Annotated in this window: 19 protein-coding genes and 1 riboswitch; of the genes, 14 read left to right on the forward strand and 5 right to left on the reverse strand. The window is 62.5% G+C overall.

All coding sequences use genetic code 11. The features are described 5' to 3' along the window. The first annotated feature begins 92 nt into the window (after positions 1-92). Together HX814_RS16740 and HX814_RS16745 are read left to right on the forward strand one after the other, a co-directional pair. Complete coding sequence (locus HX814_RS16740) at positions 93-1,034, forward strand: folate-binding protein YgfZ (RefSeq protein WP_087692607.1); 942 nt, start codon at positions 93-95, stop codon at positions 1,032-1,034. Positions 1,035-1,070: 36 nt separating this feature from the next. Next, positions 1,071-1,892, forward strand: coding sequence for an HDOD domain-containing protein (locus tag HX814_RS16745; protein ID WP_003212004.1), 822 nt, complete (start codon positions 1,071-1,073; stop codon positions 1,890-1,892). On the opposite strand, the gene HX814_RS16750 is transcribed toward HX814_RS16745, so the two are convergent. Next, positions 1,893-3,278 (reverse strand): sensor histidine kinase, encoded by a 1,386-nt coding sequence (locus HX814_RS16750; RefSeq protein WP_003212006.1) that lies wholly within the window; start codon positions 3,276-3,278, stop codon positions 1,893-1,895. Further along, a complete protein-coding gene (locus HX814_RS16755; RefSeq protein WP_003212008.1) occupies positions 3,271-3,942 on the reverse strand; it encodes a response regulator in 672 nt (223 codons plus the stop codon). Before HX814_RS16755 ends, HX814_RS16750 begins: the two co-directional genes overlap by 8 nt. A gap of 236 nt (positions 3,943-4,178) precedes the next feature. Between HX814_RS16755 and HX814_RS16760 the strand changes: the two genes are divergently transcribed. From HX814_RS16760 to HX814_RS16780, 5 genes are all read left to right on the forward strand, one after another. Further along, entirely contained in the window at positions 4,179-5,459 is a 1,281-nt protein-coding gene (locus HX814_RS16760; protein WP_008437839.1) for an OprD family porin, read from the forward strand. A 28-nt stretch (positions 5,460-5,487) separates the two neighbouring features. Beyond that, the gene (locus HX814_RS16765; RefSeq protein ID WP_166742143.1) at positions 5,488-6,474 is read left to right on the forward strand and encodes a tripartite tricarboxylate transporter substrate binding protein; all 987 of its coding nucleotides are present in this window, start codon (positions 5,488-5,490) and stop codon (positions 6,472-6,474) included. 130 nt (positions 6,475-6,604) lie between these two features. Beyond that, complete coding sequence (locus HX814_RS16770) at positions 6,605-7,063, forward strand: tripartite tricarboxylate transporter TctB family protein (RefSeq protein WP_008437838.1); 459 nt, start codon at positions 6,605-6,607, stop codon at positions 7,061-7,063. A gap of 1 nt (position 7,064) precedes the next feature. Further along, on the forward strand, positions 7,065-8,579 hold the full coding sequence (locus HX814_RS16775) for a tripartite tricarboxylate transporter permease (protein ID WP_087692609.1): 1,515 nt from the start codon (positions 7,065-7,067) through the stop codon (positions 8,577-8,579). Beyond that, entirely contained in the window at positions 8,572-9,609 is a 1,038-nt protein-coding gene (locus HX814_RS16780; RefSeq protein WP_003212018.1) for an AbrB family transcriptional regulator, read from the forward strand. The genes HX814_RS16775 and HX814_RS16780 overlap by 8 nt, the downstream gene beginning before the upstream one ends. A 68-nt stretch (positions 9,610-9,677) precedes the next feature. On the opposite strand, the gene ung is transcribed toward HX814_RS16780, so the two are convergent. Then, entirely contained in the window at positions 9,678-10,370 is a 693-nt protein-coding gene (gene ung / locus HX814_RS16785; RefSeq protein ID WP_003212020.1) for a uracil-DNA glycosylase, read from the reverse strand. A gap of 135 nt (positions 10,371-10,505) precedes the next feature. Between ung and HX814_RS16790 the strand changes: the two genes are divergently transcribed. Continuing rightward, a complete protein-coding gene (locus tag HX814_RS16790; RefSeq protein WP_177008974.1) occupies positions 10,506-11,618 on the forward strand; it encodes an enoyl-CoA hydratase/isomerase family protein in 1,113 nt (370 codons plus the stop codon). On the opposite strand, the gene HX814_RS16795 is transcribed toward HX814_RS16790, so the two are convergent. Next, positions 11,612-12,061 (reverse strand): DUF3757 domain-containing protein, encoded by a 450-nt coding sequence (locus HX814_RS16795; protein WP_177008912.1) that lies wholly within the window; start codon positions 12,059-12,061, stop codon positions 11,612-11,614. The two genes, HX814_RS16790 and HX814_RS16795, sit on opposite strands and share 7 nt — an antisense overlap. Before the next feature lie 160 nt (positions 12,062-12,221). After that, positions 12,222-12,578, reverse strand: coding sequence for a hypothetical protein (locus tag HX814_RS16800; RefSeq protein ID WP_003212026.1), 357 nt, complete (start codon positions 12,576-12,578; stop codon positions 12,222-12,224). A 302-nt stretch (positions 12,579-12,880) separates the two neighbouring features. Further along, positions 12,881-12,981: riboswitch (guanidine-I (ykkC/yxkD leader) on the forward strand. 61 nt (positions 12,982-13,042) lie between these two features. Here HX814_RS16800 and HX814_RS16805 point away from each other — a divergent pair. The 6 genes from HX814_RS16805 to uca all read left to right on the forward strand — a co-directional run bounded on the left by HX814_RS16805 (position 13,043) and on the right by uca (position 21,009). Next, positions 13,043-14,110, forward strand: a complete 1,068-nt coding sequence (locus HX814_RS16805) for a putative urea ABC transporter substrate-binding protein (RefSeq protein ID WP_008437831.1) — start codon at positions 13,043-13,045, stop codon at positions 14,108-14,110. Positions 14,111-14,122: 12 nt separating this feature from the next. After that, a complete protein-coding gene (locus tag HX814_RS16810) occupies positions 14,123-14,938 on the forward strand; it encodes an ABC transporter permease (protein ID WP_003212030.1) in 816 nt (271 codons plus the stop codon). Beyond that, entirely contained in the window at positions 14,935-15,699 is a 765-nt protein-coding gene (locus HX814_RS16815) for an ABC transporter ATP-binding protein (protein WP_003212032.1), read from the forward strand. Before HX814_RS16810 ends, HX814_RS16815 begins: the two co-directional genes overlap by 4 nt. Continuing rightward, positions 15,696-16,421, forward strand: a complete 726-nt coding sequence (locus tag HX814_RS16820; RefSeq protein WP_003212035.1) for an urea amidolyase associated protein UAAP1 — start codon at positions 15,696-15,698, stop codon at positions 16,419-16,421. Before HX814_RS16815 ends, HX814_RS16820 begins: the two co-directional genes overlap by 4 nt. A 9-nt stretch (positions 16,422-16,430) precedes the next feature. Further along, positions 16,431-17,063 carry an urea amidolyase associated protein UAAP2 gene (locus HX814_RS16825; RefSeq protein WP_003212037.1) on the forward strand — a complete coding sequence of 211 codons (633 nt, stop codon included), beginning with the start codon at positions 16,431-16,433 and terminating at the stop codon, positions 17,061-17,063. Positions 17,064-17,367: 304 nt separating this feature from the next. After that, on the forward strand, positions 17,368-21,009 hold the full coding sequence (gene uca / locus HX814_RS16830) for an urea carboxylase (RefSeq protein ID WP_177008911.1): 3,642 nt from the start codon (positions 17,368-17,370) through the stop codon (positions 21,007-21,009). Positions 21,010-21,025: the final 16 nt, after the last annotated feature.

Below are 21,025 nucleotides of genomic sequence, written 5' to 3' on the forward strand. Positions count from 1 at the left end.
GAACAGTCGGCTTTGGTCGGCCATACGGAAACTATCCATTTGCCGGGCGCCCCTCTATGATGCACTCATGACTTTTTAACCTGCGATGACCCATGGCTGACTCTGCTTTTTTCTGCCCCCTGTCCCACGAAGGCGTTCTCGCCGTCCGCGGTTCCGACGCTGCCAAGTTCCTCCAGGGACAACTGACCTGCAACCTCAACTACCTGAGTGACACCCAGGCCAGCCTGGGCGCGCGCTGCACCCAGAAAGGGCGCATGCAGTCGAGCTTCCGCATCCTGCTGCAAGGCGATGGCGTGTTGCTGGCCATGGCCACCGAACTGCTGGAGCCACAACTGGCGGACCTGAAAAAGTACGCCGTGTTCTCCAAATCCAAACTCACCGACGAAAGCGCTGCCTGGGCGCGTTTCGGTGTGTCGGATGCCGATCAGGTACTGGCCGGCCTCGGCCTCCAACTACCCGCCGAGACCGACAGCGTGGTGCGCAGCGACGACCTGATCGCCATCCGCGTATCGCCGGGCCGTGCCGAACTCTGGGCCCCCGCCGCCCAAGCTCAAACCCTGCACAGCCAACTCGCCGCACAATTGAACGAAGGTGAACTGAACCAATGGCTGCTGGGCCAGATCCGTGCCGGTATCGGCCAGGTCATGCCCCAGACCCGCGAACTGTTCATCCCGCAGATGCTCAACCTGCAAGCCGTCGGCGGCGTCAGCTTCAAGAAAGGCTGCTACACCGGCCAGGAAATCGTCGCGCGCATGCAGTATTTGGGCAAACTCAAGCGTCGCCTGTATCGCCTGAGCCTGAATGCCGGCGAGCTGCCTGAGCCCGGCACCCCACTGTTTTCCCCGAATCACAACAGCGCCATCGGCGAGGTGGTGCTTGCCGCCCGTGCCGATCAGGCGATTGAACTTCTAGCGGTGCTGCAAGCCGAAGCAGCAGAGAGTGGCGATGTGCATGTAGGCACGCTGGAAGGCCCGGGCCTTCAGCTGCTCGACCTGCCCTACCAGCTGGACCGTGATCGCGAGATCCAGCGCTGATCGTCGTACCTTTTTGCTACACCCTAGAGATCTTGAATGAACAAGCTGGCGGAAAAAGTCCAACAGGCGTTGGTTGTGGCCATCGATAACGATGACCTGGTTCTGCCAACGCTGCCGGAAGTGGCCCTGAACATTCGCCAGGCCGCCGAAGACCCGGACATCAGCATCAGCCACCTGAGCAAAGTGATCGGCCGTGACACTGCCTTGTCGGCACGGCTGATCAAAGTGGTCAACAGCCCGCTGTTGCGCGCGACCCAGGAAGTCACCGACCTGCACACCGCCATCACCCGCCTGGGCACCAACTACAGCAGCAACCTGGCGATCGGCCTGGTGATGGAACAGATCTTCCACGCCCGTTCCGAAGTGGTCGAACAGAAGATGCGCGATGTCTGGCGGCGCAGCCTGGAAGTGGCCGGCGTGAGCTATGCGTTGTGCCGCAACCACAGCCAGTTGAAGCCTGACCAGGCGGCGCTGGGTGGGCTGGTGCACCAGATTGGCGTGCTGCCGATCCTGACCTTCGCCGAAGATCACTATGAGCTGCTGTCCGATCCGGTCAGCCTCGATCACGTGATTGAAAGCATCCACCCGTTGCTGGGGGACAAGCTGCTGCGGCGCTGGGACTTCCCGGAAATGCTGGTGAACCTGCCGGCGCAGTACATGAACCTTGAGCGCGACTCCGAGCGCCTGGACTATATCGACCTGGTGCAGGTCGCCGTGTTGTATTGCCACCGCGACACTGACCACCCGCTGGCCAGCGTGCCGATATTGACGGTACCTGCGATCAAGAAGCTGCGACTCGACCCCTACAGCGACACCTTGCGCGCCGAGCTGGATGAAGCACGGTCGATGTTCTACTGATTACCCCGCGATAAAACTGACCCGCACTTTCAAACCCGCCAACTCTCCGTCATGCAAGCTGATCTGCGCCAGATGTGCCCGGCAGATCTCGCCAACAATCGCCAACCCCAAGCCCGCCCCCAAGCCCTGCTGGCTGCGCCGATAGAAGCGCTCGAACACTCGGTCCCGCTCATCCAGCGGGATGCCCGGGCCGTCATCTTCCACCTCAAGTACCGCCGGCGCCGTGACCCGCAAGATCACGTTGCCGCCCGGGGGCGTGTGGGCCAGGGCGTTGTCCACCAGGTTGCTCAACAACTCGTTCAACAAGGTGGGCTCGCCCCGCAGCCACACCGGTTCATCCGCCTCCAGCGCCAGGGCCACGCCACGCGCATGGGCCAGCGGCGCCATGGCCATGCCCAGCTCGCGAGCCAACTGGCTCAGGTCCAGCAACTGGGCCCCGCCTTCGGCAATCGCCCGGGCGCCGTTTTCGATGCGCGCCAGCGAGAGCAATTGATTGGCCAGGTGAGTCAGGCGATCAGTGCCCTGGGCTGCGGTTTCCAGGGTGGTGCGCCAGGTAGCCGGGTCTTCGGCACGCAGGCCAAGCTCCAAGCGTGCCTTGAGCGCTGCCAACGGAGTGCGCAGCTCATGGGCGGCATCGGCAATAAACTGTGCCTGGCGCTCGAACTGCCCGCGCAGGCGTTCGGTGAAATGGTTGAGCGCATGTACCAGCGGGCCCAATTCATGCTGCACTTCCACCAGCGGCAATGGCCGCAGGTCATCGGGCTGACGCTCTTCCACGGCCGTGCGCAAGCGCTCCAACGGCCGCAGCGCCGCACTCACGGCAAAGAACACCAACAACAATGCACCGATGGCCAGCATCCCCAGGCGCAGCAAGGTATCGGCCATCAGGCTGCGCGCCATCGCCACCCGCGCTTCGTCGGTTTCGGCCACGCGGATTTCCGCCATGCCGTTCATGTTCGGTTCGGAGACTGCCTTGAGCAGGCTGACCACTCTCACGTTCTGGCCCTGATACCTGGCGTTATAAAAGCGCGCCAGCGCCGGATAGTCATCGGTGCGTGGAGTGCCCGGCGGCGGGCCCGGCAGGTTTTCGTAGCCGGAAATCAGCTTCTGGTGAATATCGTTGACCTGGTAGTAGATTCGCCCGGCGCTGTCGTAGGCGAACGTATCCAGGGCGACGTAGGGCACATCGGCACTCAAGGTGCCGTCGCGGTGGGACAGGCCGGCCGCAATGGTCCGCGCCGAGGCCAACAGCGTGCGGTCGTAAGCCGTGTCCGCCGCCTCGCGCCCATTCCAGTAAGCGCTCAAGCCGCTGGCAATCATCAACACCACCAGCAACAGCGCCAGGTTCCACAGCAGGCGCCAGCGCAGGCTGCTGGGCTTATGCATCGCGGGCTTCCAGCAGGTACCCCAGGCCACGGAAGGTGACGATGGCTACAGGCTGGCCATCGAGTTTCTTGCGCAGGCGGTGCACGTAGATTTCGATGGCATCGGGGCTGGCCTCTTCATCCAGGCCAAACACCTGGGAGGCCAGTTGCTCCTTGCTCATCACCCGGCCAGGACGCGCGATCAGCGCCTCAAGCACCGCCTGCTCGCGGGAGGTCAACGTCAGCAATTCGCCGCCCAGGGTGAAGCGCCGCGTATCCAGGTCGTAAATCAGCACGCCACACGCCTGTTGCCGCTCACCGCCCAGCACGCTACGGCGCAGCAGCGCCTTGACCCGGGCTTCCAGCTCCGTCAGTTCGAACGGCTTGGCCAGGTAGTCATCCGCGCCCAGGTTGAGGCCATGCACGCGGTCCTTCACATCGCTGCGTGCGGTCAACATCAACACCGGCAGATTTTTCCCACGGGCCCGCAGGCGAGCCAACACTTCAAAACCGTCCATGCGCGGCAGGCCCACATCGAGAATCGCCACCGCGTATTCCTCGCTGCTCAAGGCCAGGTCCGCCGCCACTCCGTCGTGCAACACGTCGACGGTCAAACCCGTGCTCTTGAGCGCTTGGGCGACACTTTCGGCTAGCTGCAAATGGTCTTCGACCAGAAGGACACGCATGGGTTTTTACCTCGTTCGGGGGTGGTCGGCGCCACGCTTTGCCGGGGAGTTTACAGGCGCGGCCTGCGCTGTGAAGCCCGAAAACATTGAAAGGCGACTGAAAGGTTAGTGAAAGCTTCGCCCTTTAGCATCCAGCCACGGTGGGTTTCGCCTGCCGAGCTATTTCACCCATAGCGCCCGAAAAACGCCTCGAAGCGTTTTCGCCAAAATAAGAACAATAACGGAGTACACCCACGATGCTGCGCACACAGCCGCCTGCTCGTTCTTCTCGTATCACCCAGACCGCCCTTGCCAGTGCCGCCGCCCTCGCCGGCTTTTCGCCCGCAGGCCAGGCCGCCTTTTTCGAGGACAGCACCGCCACCCTCGAAACCCGCAACATGTACTTCAACCGCGACTTTCGCGACGGCACCAGCGCACAACAATCCAAGCGCGACGAGTGGGCCCAGGGCTTCATGCTCAACCTGCAGTCGGGCTATACCGACGGTACCGTCGGCTTCGGCGTGGATGCGCTGGGCATGCTCGGGGTCAAGCTCGACTCCAGCCCCGACCGCACCGGCACCGGGCTGTTGCCGACCCACGACGACGGCCGCGCCGCCAACGAATATTCCAAACTCGGCCTGACCGGCAAAGTGAAGATCTCCGCCACCGAGCTGAAGATCGGCGCGCTGATCCCCGAATTGCCGATCCTCAAGCCCAACGACGGGCGCATCCTGCCGCAGACGTTTGAAGGCGGCCTGCTCAGTTCCAGGGAATTCAAGAACCTGGTGTTCACCGGCGGCCGCCTGAACAAGGCCAAGGACCGCGACGACACCAACTACGAAGACATCGGCCTCAACAACAAGAACAGCCGCTTCCTCAGCGGCGCCACCGGCAAGCATTTCGACTTCGGCGGCGTGGACTATAAATTCGCCGACAAGATCACCGGCAGCTACCACTTCGCCCAACTCGACGACGTGTACCGCCAGCATTTCCTCGGCCTCGTGGCCTCGCGCCCGATGGGCCCCGGCACCTTCGGCGCCGACCTGCGCCTGGCCGTCAGTGACGACACCGGCGCGGCGCGCGGCGGCAAGATCGACAACACCTCCCTCAACGGCCTCTTCAGCTATGCCCTCAATGGCCATAAGCTCAGCGCCGGTTACCAGCACATGTCCGGCGACAGCGCCTTTCCCTACGTGGACGGTAGCGATCCTTACCTTGTCAACTTCGTGCAGATCAACGACTTTGCCGGCGCCGAAGAACGCTCCTGGCAGGCCCGCTACGACTACGACTTCGCCAAGCTGGGGATTCCCGGCCTGAGTTTCATGAGCCGTTACCTGTCGGGTGACAACATCAAGCTCAAGAACGGCGAGACCGGCAAGGAGTGGGAACGCAACAGCGAGATCCGCTACGTGGTGCAAAGCGGCACGTTCAAGGACGTGGCCGTGCGTCTGCGCAATGCCACCTACCGTTCCAACTATTCGGCCCGTGATGCGGATGAAGTGCGCCTGCTGGTGAGCTACAGCGTCGCACTCTGGTAACAGCAACCTCATAACAACAATGATGGAGATGAACATGACCCTTTCACTGCGTAAATTTGCCCTGACGGCCAGCTGCATGCTGTTCGCCAGCCAACTGCTGGCCGCCGAGCCCAAGCGCCCGGAGTGCATCGCCCCGGCGTCCCCCGGCGGTGGTTTCGACCTGACCTGCAAACTGGCGCAGAGCGCGCTGGTCAACGAGAAACTGTTGAGCAAGCCGATGCGCGTGACCTACATGCCCGGCGGCGTGGGCGCGGTGGCCTACAACGCCGTCGTGGCGCAGCGTCCGGCCGACGCCGGCACGCTGGTGGCGTGGTCCAGCGGCTCGCTGTTGAACCTGGCCCAGGGCAAATTTGGCCGCTTCGATGAAAGCGCCGTGCGCTGGCTCGCGGCCGTCGGCACCAGCTACGGTGCCATCGCGGTGAAAAACGATTCGCCCTACAAAAACCTCGACGATCTGGTCAAGGCCCTGAAGAAAGATCCGGGCAGCGTGGTCATCGGTTCCGGCGGCACCGTCGGCAGCCAGGACTGGATGCAAACCGCCCTGATCGCCAAGGCCGCCGGCATCAACCCGCGTGACCTGCGCTACGTGGCACTGGAAGGCGGCGGCGAGATCGCCACCGCCCTGCTCGGCGGCCATATCCAGGTAGGCAGTACCGACATCTCCGACTCCATGCCGCACATCCTCAGTGGTGACATGCGCCTGCTGGCGGTGTTCTCCGACGAACGCCTGGACGAGCCGGAAATGAAGAACATCCCGACCGCCAAGGAACAAGGCTACGACATCGTCTGGCCGGTGGTGCGTGGCTTCTACCTCGGGCCAAAAGTCAGCGACGAAGACTATGCCTGGTGGAAAGACGCCTTCGACAAACTGCTGGCTTCCGAAGAGTTCGCCAAGCTGCGTGACCAGCGCGAGCTGTTCCCGTTCGCCATGACCGGCCCGGAGCTGGACACCTACGTGAAGAAACAGGTGGCTGACTACAAAGTGCTGGCCAAAGAGTTCGGCCTGATCCAGTAATCGCCCCTCTGTGGGAGCGGGCTTGCTCGCGAAAAACTTCAACGATGACGCGTGCTGCCTGTATAAACGCGACGTCCTGGCGTTCTTCGTGAGCAAGCTCGCGCCTACAAGAGTCTCCAAGGAGTTTCCCATGCTCTTACAACGCATTTTCGCCTCAGTGATGTTGCTGGTATGTGCCGGCCTCGCACTGATGGCCTGGCCATATCAGGCGTCGTTTTCCTACGAGCCGGTAGGGCCTCGGGCCTACCCGCTGCTGATGCTCGGGCTGATGGGCCTGGGCCTGATCTACATGCTGTTTCGTCCACAGCCCACCAAGCACACAGAAGAAGAGCCCGCGCTGGACCGCCAGACCCTGATCAAGATCGGCATCTGCGTCGGGTTGCTGCTGGTGTTTGCCGGCACCTTCGAACCCTTGGGTTTCATCCTCAGCAGCATGCTGATCGGCATTCCGATGGCGCGCCTGTATGGCGGCCGCTGGATGCCCAGCGTGGTGATCGTGACCTTGATGAGCATCGGTCTTTACCTGCTGTTCGACAAGGCCATGGATGTACCGCTGCCGCTCGGCCTGCTTGAAGTTCTGGAGAACTGATATGGATACGTTCAGCTATTTGGGCCAGGGCTTCGGCGTTGCACTGACCCCTTACAACCTGATCACCGCACTGTGCGGCACCTTGATCGGCACCGTGGTCGGCCTGTTGCCGGGCCTTGGGCCGATCAACGGCGTAGCGCTGTTGATCCCCATCGCATTTGCCCTGGGGCTGCCGCCTGAGTCGGCCTTGATCCTGTTGGCGGCCGTGTACCTGGGCTGCGAATACGGCGGGCGCATCAGCTCGATCCTGTTGAACATCCCAGGTGAAGCTTCCACCGTGATGACCACCCTCGACGGCTACCCGATGGCTCGCAAAGGCCTGGCGGGCGTGGCGTTGTCGCTGTCGGCGTGGAGTTCGTTCATCGGTGCGTTTATCGCCACCTGCGGCATGGTACTGTTCGCCCCGCTGCTGGCCAAATGGGCGATTGCCTTCGGCCCGGCGGAATATTTCGTACTGATGGTGTTTGCCATCGTCTGCCTGGGCGGCATGGCCGGTGACAAGCCGCTGAAGACCTTTGTCGCGGCATTGATCGGCCTGTTTCTGTCAGCAGTGGGTATCGATGCCAACAGCGGCGTATACCGCTTCACCGGCGATAACATCCACCTGACCGACGGCATCCAGTTCGTGGTGCTTGTATTGGGCCTGTTCTCCATCAGCGAGATCCTGTTGCTGCTGGAAAAAACCCACCGTGGCCAGGAAGCCGTGAAAGCCACCGGACGCATGATGTTCAACCTGAAGGAAGCTTGCGCGGTATTCGTCGTGAATATTCGCTGCGGCCTGCTGGGTTTCATCATGGGCGTATTGCCGGGCGCGGGTGCCACACTGGCCTCGGCCGTGGCCTACATGACCGAAAAACGCCTGGCCGGTGCCAGCGGTAAATTCGGCCAGGGCGACATGCGCGGCCTGGCGGCTCCGGAAACCGCGATCGGCGCTTCCGCCTGCGGCGCCCTGGTGCCGATGCTGACCCTCGGCGTACCCGGCTCGGGCACCACGGCGGTGATGATCGGCGCCCTGTCGCTGTACAACATCACCCCCGGCCCGCTGCTGTTCCAACAGCAACCGGACATCGTCTGGGGCCTGATCGCCTCGTTGTTTATCGCCAACATCATGCTGGTGATCCTCAACATCCCGATGATCCGCATCTTCACCCGCATCCTTGCCGTGCCGAACTGGGCACTGGTGCCGGTGATCGCCATCATCACTGCGATCGGTGTGTACGCGGTTCACGCCACCACCTTCGACCTGTTCCTGATGGTCGGCATCGGCATCTTCGGCTACATCCTGCGCAAGCTGGATTTCCCGCTCTCGCCGGTGCTGCTGGGCTTTATCCTCGGCGGGTTGATGGAGCAGAACCTGCGTCGTGCGCTGTCGATTTCCAACGGCGAATTGCAGATCCTCTGGTCGAGCCCGATCACCTTCGGCGTATGGGTACTGACGGCCTTGATGCTGTTGTTCCCGCTCCTGCGCATCTGGCGCAAGCGTTCCCTGCAGCGTCGTGCCGTGGCCGATGTCTGAGGCCACGTTCAGAAACTGGTGGGCAACACCGCTGGTCGGTCTGCTGGGCGGGTATCTCGCCAGCCAGATCGGCTGGCCACTGCCGTACATGGTCGGCTCGTTGCTGGCGATCATCCTGGTGCGCTGCCTGACACCCTGGCAGCTCGCGGAAATTCCCGGCGGCCGCAAATGCGGCCAATGGGTGGTGGGCATCGGCATCGGCCTGCACTTCACCCCGGTGGTGATCGAGCAGGTGATGAGCCACTTCGGCCTGATCTTCTTCGGCGCGCTGGTCACCAGCCTCTCCAGCATCGTGGGTGTGTGGTTGATGCGCCGCAGCGGTGAAGACCGTGCCACGGCGTTTTTCTCGAGCATGCCGGGTGGGTCGGGGGAGATGGTCAACCTCGGCGCACGCAATGGCGCAGTGCTCAGCCGCGTCGCGGCGGGCCAGAGTTTGCGGGTATTGGTGGTGGTGCTCTGCGTGCCGGCGGCGTTCAAGTATTTGCTGGGGGAAGGTGCCCCGCAGTTTCATCCGGCGACGGTGGATTGGACCTGGCTGGCGCTGCTGTTTCCCGTCGGCGCCCTGGTGGCCTGGGGCTGGCAACGCTTGCGTCAGCCAAACCCCTGGCTGTTCGGGCCGCTGCTGGTCAGTGCCGCCGCCAGCATTACCTGGGACTTGCACATCGGGCTGCCCGACGGCGGCAGCCAGATCGGCCAGTGGCTGATCGGCAGCGGCCTGGGCTGCCACTTCAACCGGCAGTTCTTCCGGCGCGCGCCGTTGTTCATGGGACGTACGTTGATCGGTACGGCGTTGACCATGTTGATTGCGACGCTGGCGGCTGTGGGCTTGAGCGCACTCACACATCTGGACCTGCGTTCGCTGACACTGGGCATGATGCCAGGCGGAATTGCGGAAATGAGCCTGACGGCGGAAACCCTGCAATTGTCGGTGCCATTGGTGACGGCGATGCAGGTGATGCGTTTGTTGTTTGTGCTGTTTCTGGCGGAGCCTTTGTTTCGGCACTGGAACCGGCAGCCAGACAAAATCTGAAGCCCAAGAGACGTTCAATTGTAGGAGCTGTCGAGCTTTAGCGAGACAGCTCCTACATTGGAGCTATGTCAAACCGGCGGCAATCGCCACTCGATCGGCGTCTCGCCATTCTGCTCAAGAAACTTGTTGGTGCGGCTGAAATGCCCGCAGCCAATAAACCCTCTATAGGCCGACAACGGCGACGGATGCACCGACGTCAGCACCAGGTGCTTGGTGGCGTCGATCAGCTTCTGCTTGCCCTGCGCATGGGCGCCCCACAGCAAGAACACCAGGTGCGGCTGATGCTCGCTCACCACTTCAATAATCCGATCGGTAAAGAACTGCCAGCCCTTGCCCGCATGGGCGTTGGCATTCGCGCGCTCCACGGTCATGGTGGTGTTGATCATCAGCACGCCCTGGTCGGCCCAGCTTTGCAGGTAGCCGTGGTTGGGAATGTCGATGTTCAGGTCACGCTTGAGTTCTTTGTAGATATTGACCAGCGACGGCGGTGCCGGTACGCCCGGTTGCACCGAGAAGCACAAGCCGTGGGCCTGGCCCGGGCCGTGATACGGGTCCTGGCCGAGGATCACCACCTTGACCTTGTCCAGGGGCGTTGAGTTGAGTGCGTTGAAGATCATCGGGCCGGGTGGGTAGATCTCCTTGCCTGCCGCGTGCTCCTGGCGCAGGAATTCCCGCAACTGGGCCATGTACGGCTGGTCGAACTCGTCACGCAGGGCGTGTTTCCAGCTGGGTTCGAGTTTGATACGGTCGTCGGTGGTCATGGTTACGCTGTCTAGTCAAAAGAATGAGGCGAACCCTAGGAAAGCCGACCTTGCTTGTCAATTGATCTGACGCAGATACCGCACTTTCCTGCGAAGCGATCATACTGAACCTTCACTTTCTCGATTGAGGTCATGATGAACCTGCACTTCGAAGAGCTGATTGGCACCGGCGGCGCCCGCGTTGGCATCGCCAGCCTGGACGCGGAAAAATCCCTCAATGCCTTGTCGTTGCCGATGATCCTGGCCCTGAGCGAACGCCTGGACGCCTGGGCCAAAGACCCGCAAATCGTCTGCGTGCTGCTGCGCGGCAATAGCCCCAAGGCTTTTTGCGCCGGTGGCGAAGTGCGCAGCCTGGCCCAGGCCTGCCGTGAACATCCCGGCGAAGTACCGGCGCTGGCCGCGCAATTTTTCGCCGCGGAGTACCGCCTCGACTACCGCCTGCACACCTATCCCAAACCGCTGATCTGCTGGGGCCACGGCTATGTGCTGGGCGGTGGCATGGGCTTGCTGCAAAGCGCCGCCGTGCGTATCGTCACGCCGAGCAGCCGCCTGGCCATGCCGGAAATCAGCATCGGCCTGTACCCGGACGTGGGCGCCAGTTGGTTCCTGTCTCGCCTGCCCGGCAAGTTGGGGTTGTTCCTCGGCCTGACCGGCGCCCATATGAATGGCCGCGACGCCCTGGACCTGGGCCTGGCTGACCGTTTCCTGCTGGATGAACAACAAGACGAACTGCTTGAAGGCCTGCTGCAACTGAACTGGCAGGAACAGACCGACATGCAGCTCAACAGCCTGCTCAAGGCCCTGGCCCAGGAAGCCGCCGGCCAGTTGCCCGAAGCCCAATGGCTGCCGCGCCGTGGGCAGATCGACGAGTGGCTGGACGTGGGGGATGTACGCTGTGCGTGGCGAGCCTTGAGCCAGTTACGCGATCACACCGACCCGCTGCTCCGCCGCGCAGGCAAGACCCTGAACGAAGGCTGCCCGCTGACCGCGCACCTGGTGTGGGAACAGATCCAGCGAGCGCGGCACCTGTCCCTGGCCCAAGTGTTCCAGATGGAATACACCTTGAGCCTGAACTGCTGCCGTCACCCGGAATTCAGCGAAGGTGTGCGGGCGCGGTTGATCGACAAGGACCAGCAGCCACACTGGCACTGGCCGGACATCAACTTGATCCCCGAGGCCGTGGTGCAGGCGCACTTCCACAAGGTCTGGGAAGGGCGGCATCCGCTGGCGGACCTGTCTGACTATTGAGCGTCCGCCGGCGCTTTTTTGCCCTCGAACGTGAAGGCACAATTATCGGGTTGGTGGTCGTCGCACTGGAAAATCTGTTGCCCGAAAGCATCGGTGCCCGGTACCCAATGCGTGGTATCTGCCAGCGACATTGAGCCCCCGGCTTGAGCCGTGCCGTACCTCAGGGTGACTGTCTTACCCCTCAGGGTTTTATAAATGCACTTTTCCAGATAGCCATGCTTGCGCTCGTCCTGCTCGCTTGGAGTAAAAAGCGCGCCGACAAAGGTTTCCACGAATTCCCCGCCGCTCATTGCCTGGCTTATCCATGGCGAGTCGCTGTCAGTTCCCTGAAAGTGACCGTCAACGTAGCGTACAACACTCGGGTAAGGACAGGATTGCGCTGCTGCCAACGTACTGACGCCAAGAAAAGCAAAAAATAACAGGTAGAGCGGGCTGACGTTCATGTCATGGGTTCCATCAGTCGATGCTGGAAGCGATACGCCAAACAGGCGACTGCTCCCAATTAACTACAGGCGTAACCCACAGGATAGCTGTCAAATATGACAGTGCCGACCAACGGTAAACAAAAACGGCGCCTGAGCGCCGTTTTTCCAATTATTCCTATCAGCGATGACCGCCGCCACGGCCTCCACCCTGACCACCACCCTGGCCATGTCCGCCACCATTACCCCAGTGACTGTTGCCCCAACCCTGGTTTGGGTAAGGCCGATAACCCGCGCGCGGCCCCGCAGGATAATAGCGCGGCGCCGGCTGGTAATAACGCGGCGACGGGTAATAACGCTGCGGTGGCGGATAGTAACCCTGGCGGTAATGGTAATACGGGCCGCCGCCGTAGTAATACGCCGGCGCGGGCGCCGTGTAGACCTCGGAACCGTAGTAGGCCTGGCCGCCACCGTAATAAGGCGCGCACGCAGACAGGGTCAAGCCGAGCAAAGCGATGAGAAGCAGTCGACGATACATGGCGGCCTCCTGGACCGCGGAAGAGCACACCCAGCGACGCTGGGGGGCGGCAAACAGCTTTCACTGCCTGACGAAATATCTGACATCAAAAACGGAATCTGGTGCGATTTAGACATAGATTGATACATCTGCCGGTCGCCTCATTGCAGTGCAACCCCGCACCACCACAATGCATATTCCCTGCACGTTTCTCCCTCCTCCTGGCGCCAACCCACGCCATTACTGCACCCGTGCCACTTGGCACGACTCTCGCTTTACCTCTCCCGTGCAGGAGTCATCACAGGTTCGCGGCACCACAATTTGCAATGGCTGACTAGGGTTCCGGCTCGCTAAGGCGAGTGGCTGGTCCGAGAGTCGGCGACCTCCAGTTGAGGTTACACGGCGGGATAAAAGCCCGGGAGACAAGCCACCGTTCACGGTGCCGCGTTGCTCCTGCTCGCCCTTGATCAACTGGAGAAGCATCCATGCCCTCGATACGTTTACCCGCCCTGCTCGCCGCCGCCTTCGCCGCCGTGGTGAGTTTTTCCGCCCAAGCCGCCCCCAAAGACCATTTCAGCGTGTGCTGGACGATCTATGCCGGCTGGATGCCGTGGGAATACGCCGGCAGCCAAGGCATCCTCGACAAGTGGGCCAAGAAGTACGGCATCAAGATCGACATGGTGCAGCTCAATGACTACGTCGAATCCATCAACCAGTACACTGCCGGCCAGTTCGACGGCTGCACCATGACCAACATGGACGCCCTGACCATTCCCGCCGCCGGCGGCGTGGACAGCACCGCGCTGGTGGTCAGCGACTTCTCCAATGGCAACGATGGCGTGGTCATCAAAGGTGAAGGCAAGACCGTCGCCGACCTCAAGGGCATGAACGTCAACCTGGTGGAACTTTCCGTGTCCCACTACCTGCTGGCCCGCGCCCTGGAGTCGGCCAACCTCAGCGAAAAAGACCTGAAAGTGGTCAACACCTCCGACGCCGACATCGCCGCCGCCTTCAACACCGACCAGGTCAAGGCCGTCACCACCTGGAACCCGATGCTCTCGGAGATCAAGGCCAAGCCCGGTGTCACCGAAGTGTTCGACTCCAGCAAAGTGCCCGGCGAAATCATGGACATGATGGTGGTCAACACCCAGACCCTCAAGGACAACCCCAAGCTGGGCAAAGCGTTGACCGGCGCCTGGTTTGAAGTGGTGGCGCTGATGAACGCGAAAAACGCCGCCAGCACCGACGCCCTGGAGCACATGGCCAAGGCCTCCGGCACCGACCTCAAGGGCTTCCAGTCGCAACTGGACACCACCAAGCTGTTCGCCACGCCCAAGGAAGCCCTGGCCTTTGCCACCAGCGCGCAGTTGCCCGCCACCATGGACAAAGTCGCCGAGTTCTCGTTTAAACACGGCCTGCTGGGTGAAGGTGCCAAGGACACCAACGCCGTGGGCATGAGCTTCGCCAATGGCGTGACCCGCGGTGACACCGCCAACCTCAAGCTGCATTTCGACCCCAGCTACGTACAGATGGCCGCCGACGGCACGCTGTAAGAGGACGCGGCCATGCGCCTGATCAACCGTCACCCGGAACGCTCCAGTCGCCTGCTGTTGGTGCTGCTGCCCTTCGCCCTGCTGCTGTTCGCCTACTTCGTGGGCTCGGCCGAGCGCCTGGCAGACAACCCCAACGACAAGCTGCTGCCCAGCGCCGCACAAATGGGCGACGCAGTGAAACGCCTGGCCTTCAGCGCCGACACTCGCACCGGTGAATACGTGCTGTGGCAAGACAGCGCCTCAAGCCTGCGCCGCCTGGCGATCGGCCTGGGCATCAGCGCCCTCGCCGGCCTGTGCCTGGGCATTGCAGCCGGCACCTTGCCGCTGTTTGGCGCACCGTTGTCGCCGTTACTGACGGTGCTGTCGATGGTGCCGCCGCTGGCGATCCTGCCGATCCTGTTCATCGTGTTCGGGCTGGGGGAATTGTCGAAAGTGATGCTGATCGTGATCGGTATCACCCCGGCCCTGGCGCGGGACCTGGAACAGCGGGCACGGGAAATTCCCGTGGAGTTGCTGGTGAAGGCACAGACCCTCGGCGCCTCCACCTGGACCCTGATGCTGCGGGTGGTGCTGCCGCAATTGCTGCCACGCTTGCTGATCTCCCTGCGCCTGATGCTCGGCTCGGCGTGGCTGTTCCTGATTGCAGCCGAAGCCATCGCCTCCACCGACGGTTTGGGTTACCGGATCTTCCTGGTGCGCCGCTACCTGGCGATGGACGTGATCCTGCCCTACGTGGTGTGGATCACCCTGCTGGCCTGGCTGATGGACTGGGGCCTCAAGGCCCTGACGCGGCGCGCGTTCCCCTGGTACGAAGGAGCGCGGGCATGAGTTTTATCAGCGTCAACAATGTGTGGCAGCGCTATGGCGACCAGGTGGTATTGGAGCGCCTGAACCTGCACGTGGCCGAAGGCGAATTCTGCACCCTGGTCGGCACCTCCGGTTGCGGCAAATCGACCTTCCTGCGCCTGCTGCTGGGGCAGGAAACCGCCAGCCATGGCGAGATCCTGCTGGACGGTAAACCGCTCGCCGCCGAACCCGATGCCAGCCGTGGCGTGGTGTTCCAGCGCTACTCGGTGTTCCCGCATCTGACGGTGCTGGACAACGTTGCGCTGGGCCTTGAGTTGCCGCGTTCAGCGTTGCTCGGCCGCCTGTTCGGCAGCGCGAAAAAACAGGCCCGGGAACAGGCCGCAGCGCTGCTGCATAAAGTCGGTTTGGGCCATGCCCTGGACAAGTACCCGGCGCAGCTTTCCGGCGGTATGCAGCAGCGGCTGGCCATCGCCCAGGCGCTGATCATGAAGCCCCGCGTGTTGCTGCTGGACGAACCCTTCGGCGCCCTCGACCCGGGCATTCGCAAAGACATGCACCTGCTGTTGCTGGAGCTGTGGCGCGAAACCAGGCTGACGGTGTTCATGGTCACCCACGACCTGAGTGAAGGCTTCAGCCTCGGCACCCGCTTGCTGGTATTCGACAAGGTGCGCCTCGACCCACACGCCCCCGGCGCCTACGGCGCCCGTATCACCTACGACATCCCTTTGAACAGCGAGCGCCGCAAGGCGATCGCCGCCGAACTTGGAGCCACTTCCAAATGACCGACTCAACTCAATTGTTCCCACCTTTCGCCGAGGAAATGCTCCCCGGCGGCGGCCACCGTTCCTTTGTACTCAAGCGCGGCCAACTGCTGCGCCTCACCGACATTCGCGGCGGCGCCAACGTCAGCCTGACCCTGCTCAATGCCAATGAAAAAACCGAGCGCCTGAACCTGCCCGACAGCCTCAAATGCCAACACACCGCCAAGCTCACCAACGGCCATTGCCTGTACTCGGACATGGGCCGCGTGCTGGCTGCCATCACCGCCGACACCTGCGGCTGGAGTGACAGCATCGGCGGCGTGTCATGCGCCTCCGAGGTCGCGGAAAAATACGGCAAAGGCCGCTATCAAGAGCTGCGCAACGGCTTCTACCGCAACGGCACCGACAACCTGCTGGTGGAACTGGGCAAGTGGGGCCTGGGGCTGTCCGACCTGCTGATGACCCTCAATCTGTTCAGCAAAGTCACGGTAGATGAAGCTGGCAGCCTGCACTTTGTCCCCGGTCACTCCAAGGCCGGCGACTACATCGAACTCTACGCACCGATGGACACACTGGTGGTGCTCACCGCGCTGCAACATCCCATGGACCCCAACCCCGAGTACGCGCCGCAGCCGCTGAAACTCAGCTGGATGAACGCCGACCCAAGCGTCGCCGAACACTGCCGAACCTCGCGCCCGGAAAACGAGCGCGGCTTTATCAACACCGACCGTCTGTTCGCCTGAGGACCTGCCATGTCTATCGCACTCGCCAAACAACCGGACGCGGCCGTGTACCGCGCGACCATTCCCGCCGGCGAACCCTGGCTGATGGAAGTCAAGGCCGGCCAGACCCTGCGCATCCTCGACCTTGAGGGCAACCAGGCGGTCGACACGCTGTTCTACAGCCTGAAAAACCCCAGGGAACGCTACGACGTGCAGCGCACCCTGCGTCGGCAAAACAGCGTGTACCTGAGCACCGGCAGCGTGCTGTATTCCAACCTCGGCCAGCCGATGCTGACCATCGTCGACGACACCTGCGGACGCCACGACACCCTTGGCGGCGCCTGCGCCCAAGAGAGCAACACCGTGCGCTACGCCCTGGAAAAACGCTACATGCACAGCTGCCGTGACAACTATCTGCGGGCCTGTGCCCACGATGGCCGGCTGGGTAAAAGCGACATCGGGCCGAACATCAATTTCTTCATGAACGTGCCGGTGACCGCCGATGGCGGGTTGACCTTCGAGGACGGGATTTCCGCCCCCGGCAAGTACGTCGACCTGCGGGCCGAGATGGACGTGATCGTACTGATCTCCAACTGCCCGCAACTGAACAACCCGTGCAACGGCTACAACCCAACCCCTGCGGAGTTACTGGTATGGAACTGAAGATCAAGCGGTTGCGCCGGTGGTTGTTCGCCCTGTGCCAGGCCCGGGCCGGGCAGTGCCTGCGAAAACGCTGAAGATCAACTGTGGAGATGACCGGTAGGAGCTGGCTTGCCTGCGATAGCGGTGGATCAGCCGACATATGGGGTGACTGATCCACCGCCATCGCGGGCAAGCCCGGCTCCCACAGTTGATCTCCATTGGTGTTGAAATTTGCGCTGCGGACGACCGCAGCGCCATCCACATTTGCGGGACGGCCCGCATCCCAGGACAAGGCCGAGCACTCATCGGCCTGCGGGGTTTTGCCATGTTCGAAAAACTGTTGATCGCCAACCGTGGCGCCATCGCCTGCCGCATCCTGCGCACCTTGCGTGAGCTTTCGGTCAAGGGCGTGGCGGTGTATTCCGAAGCCGATGCCGCGAGCCTGCATATCCAGCAAGCGGATGAGGCCTACAGCCTGGGCGAAGGCGCGGCGGCCGGCACCTATTTGTCGGTGGAGAAAATCCTCGCCACGGCCAAGGCGTGTGGCGCCACCGCGATTCATCCCGGCTATGGCTTTCTATCGGAAAACGCCGCCTTCGCCGAAGCCTGCGAAACAGCAGGCATCGCCTTCGTCGGCCCGACGCCGGAACAGCTGCGGGTATTCGGCCTCAAGCACACCGCGCGCGCGTTGGCCAGGCAGCACAACATCCCGCTGCTGGAAGGCACCGAGCTGCTCAACAGCCTCGACGCCGCACTACTGGCCGGGGAAACCCTGGGCTATCCGATCATGCTTAAAAGCACCGCCGGTGGTGGCGGGATCGGCATGCGCGTGTGCTACAGCGCCGATGAATTGCGCGACTGTTTCGAGGCGGTGAAACGCCTGGGCCAGAACAATTTCAGCGATGCCGGTGTGTTTATCGAGAAGTACATCCAACACGCCCGGCACCTGGAAGTGCAGGTGTTTGGTGACGGCTGCGGCGAGGTCATCGCCCTCGGCGTGCGCGACTGTTCGGTGCAGCGGCGCAACCAGAAAGTGCTTGAAGAAACCCCGGCGCCGAACCTGCCCGACGGCATGGCGGATGAGCTGTGCCGTGCCGCCATCACCCTGGCCAAGGCAGTGAATTACCGCAGCGCCGGCACCGTGGAATTTATCTTTGATAGCGCCGATGGCCGCTTCTATTTTCTGGAAGTGAACACCCGGTTGCAGGTGGAGCATGGCGTCACCGAGCAAGTGTGGGGCGTGGACCTGGTGCGCTGGATGGTGCAATTGGCCGCCGGGGAAATGCCGCCATTGCGGGAACTGCAACTGAAGCCTCACGGCCACGCGATTCAGGCACGCCTGTACGCCGAAGATCCGGGCCGGGAGTTTCAGCCAAGCCCGGGGCTTTTGACGTATGTGGACTTCCCGGTCGCTGAAGGCCTGCGCATCGACACGTGGGTGGAGGCCGGTTGCGAGATTCCGCCCTACTTCGACCCGATGATCGCCAAGCTCATCACCTGGGCGCCGACCCGCGAACAGGCACGCCTGGATTTGCATCAAGCCCTGAGCAACAGCCAACTGTACGGCGTGGAAACCAACCGCGATTATCTGCGCCAGATTCTGCTCGCTACACCGTTCGCCAGTGGCCATCCGTGGACGCGCTGCCTTGAAGATTTGGTGTACCACGCCAACACGTTTGAAGTGCTCAGCGCCGGCACGCAAACCAGTGTGCAGGACTATCCGGGGCGCCTCGGTTACTGGGCCGTAGGCGTGCCGCCGTCGGGGCCGATGGACAGTCGTGCGCTGCGCCTGGGCAATCGCCTGCTGGGCAATGCCGAGGGCACCGCTGCGCTGGAAATCACCATGAGCGGGCCGTTGCTGCGCTTCAATTGTGCGGCGGTGGTGGCGGTGACGGGTGCAGACATTGTGCTGCGCTTGAATGATGAAGCGGTACCGATGAACACCGCGTTGCTGATCCCGGCGGGCGCAACCTTGAGCCTGGGCACCATCGCCGGGGCCGGTGCTCGCAGCTACCTTTGCGTGCGCGGCGGGCTGCAGGTTCCGGATTATCTGGGAAGCAAAAGTACCTTCACCCTTGGCCAGTTTGGTGGGCATGGCGGGCGGGCTTTGCGGGCGGGTGATGTGTTGCACTTACTGCCGTTGGAGGATGTCAGTTGCGGCAATACGCTAGTGCCTGAACCGCTTGGCGAGGTGCGAACACTGCGGGTGATCTACGGCCCCCACGGCGCGCCGGAATACTTCAAGCCCGAGTACATCGAGACGTTCTTTGCCACCCAGTGGGAAGTGCATTTCAACTCCAGCCGCACGGGTGTGAGGTTGATCGGGCCGAAGCCTCTGTGGGCGCGTACGGATGGCGGTGAGGCGGGGTTGCATCCGTCGAATATTCACGACAATCCGTATGCGATCGGTGCGGTGGATTTTACCGGGGACATGCCGGTGATCCTCGGCCCCGACGGCCCGAGCCTGGGTGGGTTTGTATGCCCGGTGACGGTGATCGAGGCGGACTTGTGGCAGTTGGGCCAGCTCAAGGCGGGTGACAAAATCTGCTTCACCCCCGTCGACATCAAGACCGCCCGAGACCTCGCCTTGAACTGGGATCGTTCCCACGCTCTGCGTGGGAATGCCGCCTGGGACGCTCCGCGTCCCGCTGTCGACGCAATGACGCAGAGCGTCACAGGATGCATTCCCACGCAGAGCGTGGGAACGATCAGGTCGCCTGTTGTTCTGGACATCGGCCAGGCCGACACCCGCCTCGTCGCCCGCCTCGCCGGCGACACCCACCTGCTCCTGGAAATCGGCGCCCCGGAACTCGACCTGGTGCTGCGCTTTCGCGCCCACGCCCTGATGCAAGCCCTCGAAGCACAAGCCCTGCACGGCGTCATCGACCTGACACCCGGCATCCGCTCCCTGCAAATCCACTACCAGCCCGAACAACTTACCCTCGCCGACCTCCTGGCGCTGATCACCGCCGAATGGCACGCCGTCTGCGCCAGCCAAAACCTGCAGGTGCCGTCGCGCATCGTCCACCTGCCACTGTCCTGGGACGACCCGGCCTGCCAACTGGCGATCGAAAAATACATGACCACCGTGCGCAAGGATGCCCCGTGGTGCCCGAGCAACCTGGAGTTCATCCGCCGCATCAACGACCTGGCCAACCTCGACGAAGTGCGCCACACCGTGTTCGATGCCAGCTACCTGGTGATGGGCCTGGGCGACGTCTACCTCGGCGCGCCCGTGGCCACGCCGCTGGACCCGCGTCACCGCCTGGTCACCACCAAGTACAACCCGGCACGCACCTGGACCGCCGAAAACTCCGTGGGCATCGGTGGCGCCTACCTGTGCGTCTACGGCATGGAAGGCCCCGGCGGTTATCAGTTCGTCGGGCGTACCTTGCAGATGTGGAACCGCTACCGGGAAGTGGCCGCGTTCGATGGCAAACCCTGGTTGCTGCGCTTCTTCGACCAGATCCGCTTTTACCCGGTGAGCGCCGATGAGCTGGTGCAGATTCGCAGGGATTTCCCCCTTGGGCGGTTTGAACTGAACATCGAACACAGCCAGTTGAACCTGACGGATTACCAGGCCTTTCTCGCGCAGGAAGCCGAAAGCATCGGCGCGTTTCGCGGGCAACAGCAGCGCGCGTTCAACGCCGAACGCGAACGCTGGATCGCCAGCGGCCAGGCGCATTTCGACAGCGAGGAACTCGCCGCACCACAGGGCGCAGACACGCCCTTGCAGGCCAACGAATACAGCATCGACAGCCACATCGCCGGCAATCTCTGGCAAGTGCAGGTCAGCGCTGGCGAACGCGTGGCGGCGGGAGATGTGCTGGTGATCCTGGAGTCGATGAAAATGGAAATCCCGGTAGTCGCACCGTTCGCCGGCACCGTGCGGGAAATTCCGGTGCAGCCCGGCAGCGGCATTGGCGCAGGCCAACGGGTGGTGGTGCTGGAGCGTGATTTGCAATAACGCGGCGGGGCTGTAT

The sequence above is a fragment of the Pseudomonas sp. C8002 genome (assembly GCF_013385765.1).
Taxonomy (GTDB): domain Bacteria; phylum Pseudomonadota; class Gammaproteobacteria; order Pseudomonadales; family Pseudomonadaceae; genus Aquipseudomonas.